The organism is Kluyvera genomosp. 2 (assembly GCF_036759865.1).
Lineage (GTDB): Bacteria > Pseudomonadota > Gammaproteobacteria > Enterobacterales > Enterobacteriaceae > Kluyvera > Kluyvera ascorbata_B.
In genome coordinates this window covers 14,945-28,718 of the sequence record NZ_JAPKIA010000017.1, presented here as the reverse complement: position 1 = coordinate 28,718, position 13,774 = coordinate 14,945, and the positions used below count along the sequence as shown (strand labels likewise).

Genomic DNA, 13,774 nt, shown 5'->3' with positions numbered 1-13,774 from the left:
GAGATTTAGCAAATAAAGATATCCTTATTTGTTAAGCCGAATTTATCCTCTGCCGCTGACCATTCCAGACCATACCCGTTAATGAGATCACGATATCTATTCATCTACTGGAGCTCACTTATGAAAAGGATGCCTGTCGTCATTTTCAGCTTGTTGTGTGTATTTCATCAAACCGCGCTGGCCGATAGTACGGCAACGACGACCATGCACGTTTCGCTGGAAGTCCTGAAGTCCTGCACGCTACAGGCCAGCGATCTGAATTTCTCCCGCCACGGTTCTGACGAGTCCAGTGAGATTAACGCAAGCACCCAACTGAGCGTGCTGTGCACCAACGGCACGCCGTTTGCTCTGTCAGCGGCCAGCAGTGATGGCGACAGCGACGGCACTTTCTGGCTTAAACCCGAAGACAGCAGCATCGGCGCGCAGAATATCGCCTATAAGCTCTATGCGGACGAAAGCAAGAAAACGCCGGTCAACGCCAGCGGCGGTATAGAAGGCACCGGCACCGGCCAGGCGCAGTCTGAAACAATCGTTGGCGTCATTGAGGCGGGGGCGCTGACCAACGCCAAAGCGGGCCTGTACAGCGACGACGTTACGCTGAATCTGGTGTACTGACATGCGCAGAACTGCCCTCTTTGCCCTATGCTGGCTTGCCGTCGTACTGCTGTTCGCCCGTTGCGCCATGGGCGCGACGCTGCAGGTGGCACCGGTTATGCTTAACCTTTCCACCGCCCAACGCGCCGGCGCGCTGTACCTGACCAACACCGGCAGTCAGCCGATTCATGCGCAGATCCGCGTTTATCACTGGACGCAGGCGCAGGGCAAAGACGTGCTCACGCTGACCGATGATGTGGTCAGCAGCCCGGCGGTGACCTCTCTGCTGCCGGGCCAGCAGCAGCTGGTGCGCATTGTGATTCTCAACCCCAGCGAGCGCCCTCAGGAACAAAGTTTCCGCCTGCTGGTCGATGAACTGCCCGGCGGTCATCAGACCGGCACCGAGCAAAACGGCGTCCACTTTCTACTGCGCTACTCCATTCCCCTCTTTATCGCCGCCGGGCAGCCGGGCAGTAAAAACGAGGCTGACCAGCTTATCTGTTCACAGCAAAACGCCGATATCTGGTGCAAGAACCGGGGAACCACCCACATCCGGCTCAGCAACGTTCAGGCGCTCAACGAACGCGGTCAGGTGGCAGAAAACCTCTCCGGCCTCGCGGGCTATGTCCTTGCGGGGCAGCAATTTAAGCTGCCGTTTAAACGCGGAAATCGTTCTTTGCTCTCCTCCCTGCGCGCGTATCTGAATGAACATACCCAAGCCAGCCTGCTTAACCTGCATCCTGCTGCTGTGGCTACTGGCAATGAAGCTCCACGCTGAGCCGCCGACCCCAAACACCCAGTACCTGTCCGTGACCGTAAACCACTACACCTACGATGGTTTGTGGGCCGTTCACGTGACGGGTAATGGGCTGTGGATAGCCGCTGCCGATGCGCAGAAGCTGGGCATTGCGCCAGAATCGTCGGCGAAGGGATGGCTCAATCTTTCGGCTATCGAGGGCCTTGAAGCCCACTTCGACAGCCTGCAACAGCAGCTGTCTCTCACCCTGCCTGAGCATGGGTTAACGCACGTTCAGCATCTGGAGAGCCGGCCGCGTCGCAGCGCGCAGTCTCTGCAACAGGCGCAGGAGATGGGCAACCTGACGCTGGACTATTCACTCTACGCCAGCGATCAGGCTGGGCAGCAGCAAACCAGCCTGCAAAGTCAGCTGCAAACTTCCGGCTGGCTGCCGGGGCAAATCAGCAGCACCATGAACAGCCGCTTTCTGCGTGGGCAGAGCGAAAATGGCGCCAGCCATACTCGCCTGATGACCACCTGGCAGCGCGATCTGCCGCAAAACCTGACCAGCGTGGCGCTGGGCGACAATATCACCACCGGCGTGAGCTGGAGCAGACAGGTGCGTTTTGCTGGCCTGCACCTGGCGCGCAATTTCCAGCTCGACCCGCAGCTAAACACCGCACCCCGCGCCCAGTTCAGCGATAGCGTGGCGCTGCCGTCGACGGTTGATTTATACATTGACGGTCTGCAGCAAAGCCACCAGCAGGTCAAACCGGGCGGCTACATTCTGGATACGCTGCCCACCTTTACCGGCAGCGGTCAGGCGCAGGTCGTGATCACCGATATTAACGGCCAGCGGCGAGAAGTGACGCTGGATTTATATGGTGCGCCGGAAATGCTGGCGCAGGGCGTGAGCAGCAGCTCGCTGGATATCGGCTGGTTACGCCAACACTACGCCGAACGTTCCAACGACTATGCCGCCTCCCCCTTGCTCGACGCCGGATGGCGCTACGGTCTGAGCAACAGCCTGACCGTAAGCGCGCACAGCGAACAGCATCGCCGGGCACACAACATCGGCATCGCCAGCGACTGGCTGATCTCACCGGCGGCTGGCATTGTCAGCGGCCACGCGGCTGCCAGCCAGAGCCCGCAGGGTGACGGTATAAAATGGGGCATGGGATACCAGTGGAACGCGCGCGGGTTCAGTTTTTCCACCAGCACCAGCCGTAGCAGCAGTGAATGGGCAGATATCGCCCGCGTCAGCGGCAGCCAGCCGATCACGCGCAACGATAACCTGTGGATCAGCCAGAGCGTTTCCGGCTGGGGCACACTCGGCGCGGGCTGGGTTCGCCAGGATGGCGCTCGCTACCTGAACATCAGCGGGTCAAAGTCCTTCCCGCATCGGGTATCAGCCACGCTAGGGTTCACCCATGCGCTCAGTAGCGGAGACAAAATCGTCCAGCTCATGTTCTCAATTCCGCTTGGCAACCGGGATTCGCTATCGCTACAGGCAGGTAGCCAATCGTCACGCTGGGATTATCGCCACCAGCCTGACTATCAACTGGGCGGCTGGTCGTGGCAGGTGAGTCAGAATACGGGCAGCACCCGTCAGGATCATGCGGATGCCGGCTATCTGGGGAGCTACGGTGAATGGCACGCCGGATTCGACCGCGACCAAAGCAGCACCAGCCGATACCTCAGCGGAGAAGGCTCGCTCATGTTGCTGGAAAGTCACCCCTATGCGCTGCGCTATAACCGTCAGGGGATCGCGCTGGTCTCTACCGACGGCATCGGCAATATCCCCATTGCCGTAGAAAATCGCCCGGCGGGCAGCACCGACGAACATGGCTATTTGCTGCTGACAGATTTACCGCGCTATCACAATGCCAAAATCTCGCTCGATCCGTTAAGCCTGCCGCCGGAAATCGCGACGCCCATCGTCGAGATGCACGCTCGCCCGGGTCTGAGCACGGCGGTGAAGGTCGATTTCCAGGTGCATCGCGCGCGCACCCTCTCAGCCCGAATTCTCGACCGTGGCCGCCAGCCGCTGCCGGTGGGCAGCGCCGTCAGCTACTCTGGCGGCGAATCTATCATCGGACGCGACGGGTTTATCTGGCTGGAGAACCCGCCGATGCCGGGTGCGTTACACATTCAGATGCCCACCGGCGGCTGTACCGTCAATCTGCCCGCCGCCGCATCTGACGCCGCGACGCTTAACCTCGGAACCTTACTGTGCCAGTAAAATCACCCATCTTCTTGCTGCTCCTGCTGGCATGTGCGTTGCTTTCGCGTCCTGCCGTTGCCGCCAGCTGCTGGATAACTCAGGGAGCATCGACCGTATTCGGTACGCTGGTCGCGGGTAACACCAGCTCGACGCAGACCAGCGTCAAATTCAGCTGCTACGCGGATTATGGTGAAACGCGCTACTTCAACGTTTGCCTCAGTAGCCTGGAAAGCGCCCCTTTCAAAATGACCTCTAACGGCGATAACGAAGGGAAACAGTACACCATGCTGTTTCGCCTGTTCAGCGCGCTGGATAACAGCCAGGAACTGACCTCCCTCGGCGCGGGGCGTGCGCTGCAAACCGCGCTGACGATAGGTGGCAACCTGACGTCCGGCGGCAGCTTTCCGCTGCTGGCGACCATTCCTTCCGGGCAAAACGACCTGCCGGTTCGCAGCTACTTCAACTACACTTTGGGACTAAAGCTGACCTGGAACAGCGCCACGCAAAAAGAGGCGCTGACCAGCTGCCAGGACGGCGCGTCGCAGGGACTGGCAACGGATTTATCGTCCAACGCCAGCGCAACGCTGTCCGACAGCTGTTTTATTCAGAGCGTCACCCCGCTCGATTTTGGCATCGTCGGCAGCACGGCGCTGACCGGACAGCTCACCTCTACGGCGACCCTTCGCGCGCGCTGCCCGGTGGGAACACGCTACACATTAGGCATCAGCGACGGTGCGCATGCCTCAGGAAGCCAGCGCCAGATGTGTAACGACCGGCAGCAGTGCCTGCAATATGCGCTTTGGCAAGACGCCTCCGCCACCGTTCCCTGGGGCGATCGGTCAGCAAGCAATACGATGGAGGTGACTCATCCCGATGGAAACGTGCAGTCTATTACCGTTTATGGCACGGTTCCGCCGCAAACGCTCTCCGGCACGGGGGCGTTTAGCGACGATGTTGTCATCACGCTCACTTATTAATCTATATTTTGCGCGGCTTGGATCAATGTTACCGATAACAATTCACGCTACAGTTGCCCTTCTCGCATCTGATACCTCTTTTATTTCCGCTCCGGATCGCCGACAAAAACCATGAAATATCTGCTGGCAGACGCCATCGTGTATGACAACGAGGATGGTTCACTCACCCTACACAGTGAAGGCTCCGAAAGCCAGACGCTGACCTGCACCGCGCAAACCATTCTGAACCTGCTGATCGCCCACCACGGCATGGTGGTCGAACGCGAGGTTTTTTTACAACAGGTGTGGGACGATCGCGGACTGCGCGGCTCGAGCAATTCGCTCAACCAATACATCAGCATTCTGCGTAAACTGCTGGCCGGCCTGGTGCCAGAGCGCCTGTTTATCGTCACCGTACCGAAAGTCGGATTTATGCTGAGCGCGGATATTGCCATCGTACCGCTCGGCGAACCGGAACCTGCACCGGTGGCCGTTCCCGCGCCTGCGCAGGCGCCAATTGTCGTCAAGTCCGCAGGACGCCAGAAACGGAACTGGATTGACGGCGTGCTCACCGCCGCGGTACTCGTATTCTGCACCGCCGCGCTGATCTGGAACGCACAGCGCCAGCAGTTTACTCCCCACCTGCTGACGCACATCGGTAGCTGCCCGGTCTATACGCTGACGCCGCTTTCCGATGTTTTCACCGAGCGAGCAAAGCGCCTGGTCATGCAAATAAAAGAGGCCGGAACGTTCACCTGCTTGCCCAGCGCCATTTTTTATTTTCATCCCCAGGACCCGGTATTTTACGGCGATAAAGGTCGTCTGGTACTGAGCCAGTGTTCCCAGTTCCGTGGCAAGGCCAGCTCCTGTCAGACGCTGTTTTTTTACGAGTGGTAGAGAGTGAAACAGAAAAAAAGACTTCTTTGCGTCATTGCCCTGAATGCCCTGTTGATCCTGGGCACCCTGCTGTGGATTGACCAGAGCACGCGTCTTTCCATGACCTGCCAGGGCAGCCTGACCTACAAAGACAGCAACCAGGATAATCATTTCACCTTCGAAGGCATGGTGGTCATGCACTTCACGCCGGACGGTACGGGCTATTTCAACGTCAACGGCGACGTCGTGACTAACGGCCAGAACTGGAAAGTCTCGCGCCAGGAGAGCTTTGACTGGCAGCACGTACATGAAATGTTTTACCAGCTGCACATTAAACAGGTCGAAAAATTTGGCCATGACAATGTCCCGGCAGGCATTTTTGAACAATACGCGCTCGGCATCACCTCCGGGCAAAAGCGGCTGCTGAACATTCGCAAAACTCCGGACGACGCCATCGTTATCAGCAATTTCTATTCACCGATTCTGGTGTGCACCCGTTAACCGTCGCATCGGTATGAGCGCGCAGGCTATACTCGGCCGATGATATACACCTTTCGCCCGACCGCCCCGGCGGAGATTACCGCCCTACCTGCCATTGAACGCGCCGCCGGGCAGCGCTTTCGGCAGGTACCCGAACTGGCCTGGCTGGCAGAAGGCCCGGTCATCTCGGCCGAGCGCCATCGTGAATACGTTGACGCAGGCACAAGCTGGCTAGCGCTGGTCGACGATCGCCCGGTGGGATTTTTGCTGGCTCAGGCGCAGGGTAACGTTCTGTTTATCGTTGAATTTTCGCTGCATCAGGCGTGGCAGGGGCGCGGCCTTGGCCGCCGATTAATGGACTATGTGATTGCCCAAGCGCGAGAAAAAGGCTTTCGTGCGCTGACGTTGACCACCTTTCGCACGGTGCCGTGGAACGGGCCGTGGTATGCGAAGCAGGGATTTGAATTTCTGGCGGACGAGACGCTCAGCCCATCGCTGAGGATGACGCTGGCAGAAGAAGCGGCGCACGGTATGGCGTATGAATCACGCTGCGCCATGCGCCTGACGCTAGGTTAACGCGCCCGTTAAGGGTGCGAAAATATCAGAACGTTTCCCAGTTTTCACCGCTGTCGGTGGCCGCCGCTTTGCGCAGCATCACCGGCGCTGGCGCTGCCGCGCTGGCCGATTCGCGCCCGGCGTTAGCCTGGCTCTGCTGAATGCGGAATACCGCCACCGCCTGAGTCAGGCGGCTGGCCTGCTCTTCCAGCGCCGCCGCAGCAGCAGCGGACTCTTCCACCAGCGAGGCGTTCTGCTGAGTGACGCGGTCCATCTCTGCCACCGCCAGACCGACCTGGTCGATACCGCGGCTCTGCTCATCGGACGCCGAGGCGATTTCCCCCATAATATCGGTCACGCGGGTGACTGCATTCACGATCTCATCCATGGTTTCACCGGCGCTTTCCACCAGCGTCGAACCGAGATCGACACGGTTAACCGAGTCTTCAATCAGGCTCTTAATCTCGCGCGCCGCCTGGGCGCTACGCTGCGCCAGGTTACGCACTTCGCCCGCCACGACCGCAAACCCGCGGCCCTGTTCACCCGCACGCGCGGCTTCGACAGCGGCGTTCAGCGCCAGGATGTTGGTCTGGAAGGCAATACCGTCAATCACGCTGATAATGTCGGCAATTTTCTGCGAACTGGCGGTGATATCACGCATGGTTTGCACCACGTTATCCACCACTTTACCGCCCTTCTGCGCGGTTTCTGACGCGCTCAGCGCCAGATGGCTGGCCTGACGGGCGTTTTCGGCGTTCTGCTTCACGGTAGCGGTCAGCTCTTCCATGCTGGCCGCCGTCTCCTCAAGGGAGGCCGCCTGCTGTTCGGTACGCGAAGAGAGATCGTTATTGCCCATCGCGATTTCGCTGGCACCGCTATAAATCGCATCGGCACCCTGACGGACTTCACCAACGGTGCGCGCCAGCTCGCCCTGCATATGACGCAACGAATGCGCCAGCTGGCCCATTTCGTTGTCGCTTTCCACGTCAATACGCTTCACCAGATCGCCCCCGGCAATATGGCGAATGCTGTCGATTAAACGATTCAGTGGCGCGATAAGCGTTTTGCGCACGCCCAGCCACACGCTGACGATCACCGCCAGCACCGCGATCATCACGCTAAAGAGGATCCACAGCGCTTGGGTATACGACGCATTGCTGTCATTCACCGCCAGATCGTACAGGCTGTCGTTCTGCTGCAGGTAGTTAACGTAGGCTTTCTCAAAGCCATCCTGATAACCCTGCGTCGGCTGGTCGAAGAAGTCGTTGATTTTGCCCGCACCGAGCAGCTTAATCAGCTCGGCCAGCGCGCCGTGGTAAATGTCGTAGTTGCGCTGAATTTCCAGCGCCGCCGCTTCGCTTTGACGCGGATCGCGCGGCATCGCTTCATACTCAGCCCAGCGTTTTTCCGCATCCGCCAGAGACTTCGTGGCAATCTGCATCAGCTCGGCGACGGTAGCACCGCTGCCAATGTTGTTCTGATCCATCATGTAACGAATCCCTGCGCGGTTCAGGGTATTACGGGTTTGCAGTAGCGCAACCCAGCTGCCGTTCAGCCCGGACTGCTGCTGACGCACCGTTTGCAAGATAGTGAAGTTCTCTTTGTCGTGCTTCAACGAGTTAAAGAACAGGCCCCCTGATACCATTTGCAACAAGCCAAATAACACCAAAACCAGCACGAGGCTGGTGACAATTTTGATACGTTTTAACATGTTTCTCTTTCCTCCAGACGAATAACGAATTTTCGGCGGGGAAAGGAAAAACTTTATAGAAAATGTGACTATTAACGCACCATGGCCTCAGGATAATCCGTAGGCCAGATGAGCAAAGCGCCATCAGGCGCCACCGCGCACATTGCCGGATGGCGGCATTGCCTTATCCGGCCTGCATGGCCCCGTACGTCGAATATCCCGTAGGCCAGATGAGCAAAGCGCCATCAGGCATCACCGCGCACATTGCCGGATGGCGGCGTTGCCTTATCCGGCCTACATGGATTCAGCCAGCGCGCAAATCTCATCGTACAGACTGCGGGAAAGTTCCAGCCCCTGCTGCTCGCTTTGCTGACGCGCCTGATAGCGACGCTCGCCCGGCAGTCGTGCACCCTGCGCCTGCATGCCGCTGAACAGCGTTTCGGCGCGCGCCAGATGCGCCTCGGCCTGCGCGCCCAGGAAGCGCTGTGGGTCCAGCGCCAGAATCAGCTCGCCGCCGTAAGGCAGACCGCCCGCGCCGTTGTCCCACGCCAGCGATTCGGCGCTGGTCATATCGCCAATCAGCGGCCCGGCGAACAGTTCCACCATCGCCGCCAGTGCCGACCCTTTGTGGCCGCCGAAGGTCAGCATCGCACCGTCGAGCACCGCCTGAGGATCGGTGGTCGGCTGGCCGTTGCTATCAATCCCCCAGCCCTCAGGAATCGACTTACCCGCCCGCTGATGCAGCTGAATTTCACCGCGCGCCGCCGCGCTGGTCGCCATATCAAAAATAAACGGCGGCTTGTCGCCGCGCGGCCAGCCGAAGGCAATCGGGTTGGTACCAAACAGCGGCTGCGTGCCCCCCGCCGGGGCCACCCATGCGTGGCTTGGCGTGCACGCATAGCCCACCAGCCCGACCTCGGTCAGCGGTTCCACGTCGGCAAACAGCGCGGAGAAATGCACGCAACGGTTGATCGCCAGCGCCGCAATGCCGCAGTGGCGCGCCTTCTCAATCAACAGCGGCAGCGCCTGTTCATAAGCGCACAGCGAATAGGCGCCGTGGGCGTCGGCTTTCACAATCGCCGGAGCCTGATCGACGATGGTCGGCTCAGCGTCCGGCGACACTTTGCCTTTGCGCAGGGTTTCGACAATCCCCAGCAGACGCCACAGGCCGTGCGATGCACAGCCGTCGCGTTCGCCCGCCGTCACGTTGCGCGCAATGGCGTCGGCGTGAGGCTGTGAAAAACCGTTGGCGCGCAGGACCTCGAAGGCCAGCGTGTAAGCGTCGTTGAGTGCGATGTTGACCGTTGTCATGTAAATCTCCGTATTATTGTTGTACTGGCATAAAGCGTAGACGGAGGCGCAGGTTTTACTTGGTTAACGTAGTGATTTAAATCACATTAATTTCCAGAGGCGCCGTCGATGTTCTGCGCAAACTCTATCACGCCTTTAATCAGCCGTGGATTATTGATGACGTCACGCTCAAAGGTGCTACCCAGTTCGCTAAAGCGCAACCGATGGGTCAGCAGCATCTCAGCACTCAGCGCGCCGCTGCGCATCAGCTCGCCGACGCGAACAAAATCTTCAGCGGTGGCATTGCGGCTGCCCATCAGGGTGGTCTCTTTTTTATGAAACTCCGGATCGGAAAACTGCAGGTCGCCTTTAAACAGGCCGACAAATACGATGCTGCCGCCGTGGCGGATCAGATCCACCGCGCGATTCATCGACTGCGGGCTGCCCGTGGCATCCACGATCTTGTGCGCCAGATTGCCGCCAAACAAAGCGCGTAGCCGGGCGTCAAAATCCGCCGCCAGCGGATCGAGCGTCGGAAGATCCAACTGCGCCGCCACGTGTGCGCGCCGATCGCTGCTGACATCCGCCACCGCCACCCGCGCGCCTTCGGCTTTGGCAATCGCCGCTGCGCCCAGGCCAATTGGCCCCGCGCCAACCACCAGCACTTCGTCGCCCGCCTGCACCGCTGCTCTGCGCACCGCATGAGCGCTGATGGCAAACGGTTCAATTAGCGCCACGGCCTCCGGCGCAATGCCTTCCGCCAACAGGATGTTTTGCTGCGGTACACACAGAAACTCGCTAAAACCACCGTCACGATGCACGCCGATCACCGCGATATTTTCACAGCAGTTGTCGCGTCCACTCTGGCAGGCGCTACAGGTATGACAGGCTACGTAGGGGATTACCGCCACCTGCTGGCCAACCCGCCATGTCTGAACGGCGCTCCCCACCTCAACAATATCGCCACAAATTTCATGGCCTAATACCCGCGGGTAGCTGAAAAAAGGCTGTTTGCCTCCCCACGCATGGATATCCGTACCGCATATTCCGACCGTTTTTATTTTTATTAACACCTCATCTTTTTGTGGTTTTGGAATATTCCGCGACTGCCACGCCCATTCTCCGGGTTGCTGACAAACTAACGTTTTCATAATAATCATTGGGGCTTCTCCTTTTATGTTCTCCTTGTTATTGTGGATTTCGCGGTAATTCCGTATCAGTGCAACAAATTCTTGTGAATGCCAACGCAGAAATAGGTTTTAAATTCGTTTTTAATCATTATCAGGAGGATGCAGCATGAGCCGTTCGCAGAATTTACGTCGTAGCGTGGTGAATCAGATTATCGATGGTATCGCCCGCGGTCATATTCCTTCTCCGCTGCCGGTGCAGTCGGCGCTGGGCGAGATGTTTAACATCAGCCGCACCACCGTCAGGCACATTCTCACCCACCTGCAGCAGCGCGGCGTGCTGGAGAAAATTGGCAAAGATTACATCGTGCTACGCAAACCTGATGCGCTGGACGGCTTTGAGTGCACCCAGGCGCCGCTCGAAGAACAGACGCAGATTTTTGAACAGGCATTTTTTTCAATGATTAACCAGCGGCAGCTAAAGGCCGGGGAAGTGATGAGCGAAATTGCCCTGGCAAAAATGGCCGGCGTCAGCCCGGTAGCAGCCAGAGAATATTTGCTGAAATTTGGTCGCTATAATCTTATCGTCAGCGAAAAGCGCGGTCTTTGGCGCATGAAAGAATTTGACCGCCCCTACGCCGAGCAGCTTTTTGAATTACGCGAAATGCTGGAATTACACGCCCTTCAGCGCTTTCTTAATTTACCCGACGGCGACCCTCGCTGGCTACAGGCAAAAACATTACTGGAGCACCATCGGCAATTAAGAGATCGTATTGGTGACAACGTAAAAACATTCTCCCAGCTTGACCGGGATTTTCATGCCTTATTGCTTTCGGCCGCCAACAATATATTTTTTAATCAGTCACTGGAAATTATCTCGGTTATTTTCCACTTCCACTATCAGTGGGATGAAAGCGATCTTAAACAGCGCAATATTATCGCCATTGATGAACACATGATGATCCTGACAGCGCTGATCTGTCGTAACGAGATCGACGCCACCCTGGCGCTGCGCAACCATTTAATGACGGCGAAGCAGTCGATGATCCGTTCGATCGATCAAACTGCCCGCCGCCGCTCCCACTAACGCAACGGCTTCACCTGCCGCTGCTGTGCATCCTGATCGCCCATAAAGTGGCCAATCGCCAGCAGCATCTCCAGCGCCTCGTGGCGGCGCAGATAGCGGCGTGGGCGGAAGCGGCCTTCCTCATCGCAGCGCATAAAACCAAAGGCCACCGCGCGCTGAGCATTGGTAAGGTAGATATCGCGCAGAATGCGCCCGTCGGTAAAGGTCGATTGCAGCATCGTGGAGGCGTTACGGTACGACACGCCGCAGCTCATCATGGCCACCGTCGCCGCCTCTTCGCGACGCATCGGGCGGTCGGGCAGGAATTTCCCCTGCACCAGCGCCATCATGCCGCGCTGAATCAGGGCGGCAATGCCCGGATACCAGACGGAATCCGGCGCAATATCCTGGATGACGACCCCATTCGACGGCTGATACTGCAATCCCCACAGGCGAATGATCATCTGCGCCAGCTCAAAGCGGGTAATACATTCCGCGCCGCCTTTCTCTTCGATCACCCCGCGCGCGCGCAAAATACCGGCATTAACCGAATGGCTGCTCGCCAGATCGATGCTGCCCTCCGGCTGAATCAGCCACGGCTTACTCAGCAGGCTCATCTCTCCGTGGTTTACCCGACAGCGTACAAAACGCCCGGCCATCGTCGGCGTGAGCGCCAGAATATCGCCCTCGCCCAGCGGCGTCATTGGCCCTTCCGCCGTTTTTCCCAGCCACCACGAATAGCGCAGGACCGCATCGTCATTGCCCGGCAGCTGCGCAATCGCCCGTAGATAGTCGCCCACCTGCGGTAGCCCGCGAATAAACAGCTGCACCGGGCGCGGATAGGCCAGCCCGTTAATGGTGACATTTTCCATCTTCACGCCGCTGCCCCAGTGGGCGGCGTGCAGCGGATGCTCAACGTCGGTGATGCGAATATCCTTCAGCACCAGCCCTTCAATTGGCGACTGTGCCAGCCCTTCGATAAACAGGCCGTATTCGCCGCCGCTCGCTTCCAGATCTTCAACCACGATATTGCGAAAACGCGGCAGATGGCTGCCGTAAACGCCCTCGGCATAGTTCATGGTGGCGTGGACCACCGCATCGCGCACCCGCTTCACCCGCGAGTGGCGCAGCCAGACGTTTTCAATCACCCCGCCGCGCAGGGCGTTAGCTTTGAGGCGCAGCGGGTAAGTCAGCGCCGGGCTATCAAATTCATTGCCCACGGCGAACACGTTGCGGATACCGCCGCTCATCTCGCTGCCTAACGCAATGCCGCCGTGGCCATCGGCAAAACGGTTATGGCGGATGATGATGTTCTCACAGGGAATATTGGCCTCACGGCCGTCGCGATCGCGCCCGGACTTAATGGCGATGCAGTCATCACCGGAGTCAAACAGGTTATCTTCAATTAATACATCGCAGCAGCTTTCCGGGTCGACGCCGTCGTTATTGTGGCCGTGGGAGCGCAGCGTCATGCGCCGGACGGTAACGTTGCGGCACAGGACCGGGTTCACCTGCCACATCGGCGAATTGCGCAGCGTAACGCCTTCCAGCAGGACGTTCTCACAGCGCAGGGTCTGAATAAACATCGGCCGCAGGTAGTGGCCGTCGCCAAAACGGCGCTCGGCGACCGGCACGCCGTTGAGGTTCATTTCGCGCAGACGCAGGCTGGCGGGGCGCTGCAGGTTGCGGGCGGAGGTCGACCAGGCGTGCTCAATCTGATGCGTCCAGTGCCACCAGACGCTGTCGCTGGCCTGACCGTCCAGCACGCCCCGCCCGGTCAGCGCAATATTCTGCGCATCGCAGGCATAAATCAGCGCCCGGTAGTTCCACAGCGGCGAGCACTCCCAGTGGCCGAAAGCCAGCGGGTAGTGCGCTTCGGTGGTCTCGGTCGTGAACAGCAGCACGCTCTGTGGGCTATCCAGATGCAGGTTTATATTGCTGAGCAGCGCCAGTGAGCCGGTAAGATAGCGACCGGCTGGCACCACCACTCTGCCGCCGCCCTGGCGGTGGAGATGAGCGATCGCCCGCTGAATTGCCTGGGTGTCCAGCGTGACGCCGTCGCCGACGGCGCCAAAATCGCGCACGTTCACCTCGGCTGAAGGAATACGCGGATCGTGGATCCGCGCCAGAATTTTTTGCTCTTCCTCGACGCTCAGCACCGCGCTGGGGTTTGTCGTCAT

At 58.7% G+C, this 13,774-nt stretch carries 12 protein-coding genes; 8 read left to right on the top strand and 4 right to left on the bottom strand.

Features of this window, described 5'->3' with window-relative positions:
* The first annotated feature begins 120 nt into the window (after positions 1 to 120).
* From V6942_RS17935 to V6942_RS17905, 7 genes are all read left to right on the top strand, one after another.
* Positions 121 to 615: a spore coat U domain-containing protein gene (locus V6942_RS17935; protein WP_106930416.1), complete on the top strand. Its 495-nt coding sequence runs from the start codon at positions 121 to 123 to the stop codon at positions 613 to 615.
* 1 nt (position 616) lies between these two features.
* On the top strand, positions 617 to 1,372 hold the full coding sequence (locus V6942_RS17930) for a molecular chaperone (RefSeq protein ID WP_333501601.1): 756 nt from the start codon (positions 617 to 619) through the stop codon (positions 1,370 to 1,372).
* Complete coding sequence (locus V6942_RS17925; protein WP_333501600.1) at positions 1,299 to 3,572, top strand: fimbria/pilus outer membrane usher protein; 2,274 nt, start codon at positions 1,299 to 1,301, stop codon at positions 3,570 to 3,572. Before V6942_RS17930 ends, V6942_RS17925 begins: the two co-directional genes overlap by 74 nt.
* Positions 3,563 to 4,531: a spore coat U domain-containing protein gene (locus V6942_RS17920; protein ID WP_333501599.1), complete on the top strand. Its 969-nt coding sequence runs from the start codon at positions 3,563 to 3,565 to the stop codon at positions 4,529 to 4,531. The genes V6942_RS17925 and V6942_RS17920 overlap by 10 nt, the downstream gene beginning before the upstream one ends.
* A gap of 111 nt (positions 4,532 to 4,642) precedes the next feature.
* Complete coding sequence (locus V6942_RS17915) at positions 4,643 to 5,407, top strand: winged helix-turn-helix domain-containing protein (protein ID WP_333501598.1); 765 nt, start codon at positions 4,643 to 4,645, stop codon at positions 5,405 to 5,407.
* Between the two features lie 3 nt (positions 5,408 to 5,410).
* A complete protein-coding gene (locus V6942_RS17910) occupies positions 5,411 to 5,887 on the top strand; it encodes a FidL-like protein (protein ID WP_182966293.1) in 477 nt (158 codons plus the stop codon).
* 39 nt (positions 5,888 to 5,926) lie between these two features.
* Entirely contained in the window at positions 5,927 to 6,442 is a 516-nt protein-coding gene (locus V6942_RS17905; RefSeq protein ID WP_182929520.1) for a GNAT family N-acetyltransferase, read from the top strand.
* Positions 6,443 to 6,467: 25 nt separating this feature from the next.
* Here the strand turns inward: V6942_RS17905 and tsr are convergent, their stop codons facing one another.
* The 3 genes from tsr to V6942_RS17890 all read right to left on the bottom strand — a co-directional run bounded on the left by tsr (position 6,468) and on the right by V6942_RS17890 (position 10,552).
* A complete protein-coding gene (gene tsr / locus V6942_RS17900) occupies positions 6,468 to 8,132 on the bottom strand; it encodes a methyl-accepting chemotaxis protein (RefSeq protein ID WP_182929521.1) in 1,665 nt (554 codons plus the stop codon).
* A 273-nt stretch (positions 8,133 to 8,405) separates the two neighbouring features.
* Complete coding sequence (locus V6942_RS17895) at positions 8,406 to 9,422, bottom strand: Ldh family oxidoreductase (protein ID WP_182929522.1); 1,017 nt, start codon at positions 9,420 to 9,422, stop codon at positions 8,406 to 8,408.
* An 86-nt stretch (positions 9,423 to 9,508) separates the two neighbouring features.
* The gene (locus V6942_RS17890) at positions 9,509 to 10,552 is read right to left on the bottom strand and encodes a zinc-binding alcohol dehydrogenase family protein (protein ID WP_106930495.1); all 1,044 of its coding nucleotides are present in this window, start codon (positions 10,550 to 10,552) and stop codon (positions 9,509 to 9,511) included.
* A gap of 145 nt (positions 10,553 to 10,697) precedes the next feature.
* On the opposite strand from V6942_RS17890, the gene V6942_RS17885 reads away from it, so the two are divergent.
* Entirely contained in the window at positions 10,698 to 11,615 is a 918-nt protein-coding gene (locus V6942_RS17885; protein WP_333501597.1) for a GntR family transcriptional regulator, read from the top strand.
* Here the strand turns inward: V6942_RS17885 and V6942_RS17880 are convergent.
* Positions 11,612 to 13,774, bottom strand: coding sequence for a glycosyl hydrolase family 28 protein (locus V6942_RS17880; RefSeq protein ID WP_333501596.1), 2,163 nt, complete (start codon positions 13,772 to 13,774; stop codon positions 11,612 to 11,614). The two genes, V6942_RS17885 and V6942_RS17880, sit on opposite strands and share 4 nt — an antisense overlap.

Excerpts from the sequence above, each read along its gene's own strand:
- V6942_RS17935 (WP_106930416.1), top strand. The coding sequence starts at position 121 with ATGAAAAGGATGCCTGTCGTCATTTTCAGCTTGTTGTGTGTATTTCAT.
- V6942_RS17930 (WP_333501601.1), top strand. The coding sequence starts at position 617 with ATGCGCAGAACTGCCCTCTTTGCCCTATGCTGGCTTGCCGTCGTACTG.
- V6942_RS17925 (WP_333501600.1), top strand. The coding sequence starts at position 1,299 with ATGAACATACCCAAGCCAGCCTGCTTAACCTGCATCCTGCTGCTGTGG.
- V6942_RS17915 (WP_333501598.1), top strand. The coding sequence starts at position 4,643 with ATGAAATATCTGCTGGCAGACGCCATCGTGTATGACAACGAGGATGGT.
- V6942_RS17905 (WP_182929520.1), top strand. The coding sequence starts at position 5,927 with ATGATATACACCTTTCGCCCGACCGCCCCGGCGGAGATTACCGCCCTA.
- tsr (WP_182929521.1), bottom strand. The coding sequence starts at position 8,132 with ATGTTAAAACGTATCAAAATTGTCACCAGCCTCGTGCTGGTTTTGGTG.
- V6942_RS17895 (WP_182929522.1), bottom strand. The coding sequence starts at position 9,422 with ATGACAACGGTCAACATCGCACTCAACGACGCTTACACGCTGGCCTTC.
- V6942_RS17890 (WP_106930495.1), bottom strand. The coding sequence starts at position 10,552 with ATGAAAACGTTAGTTTGTCAGCAACCCGGAGAATGGGCGTGGCAGTCG.
- V6942_RS17885 (WP_333501597.1), top strand. The coding sequence starts at position 10,698 with ATGAGCCGTTCGCAGAATTTACGTCGTAGCGTGGTGAATCAGATTATC.
- V6942_RS17880 (WP_333501596.1), bottom strand. The coding sequence starts at position 13,774 with ATGACGACAAACCCCAGCGCGGTGCTGAGCGTCGAGGAAGAGCAAAAA.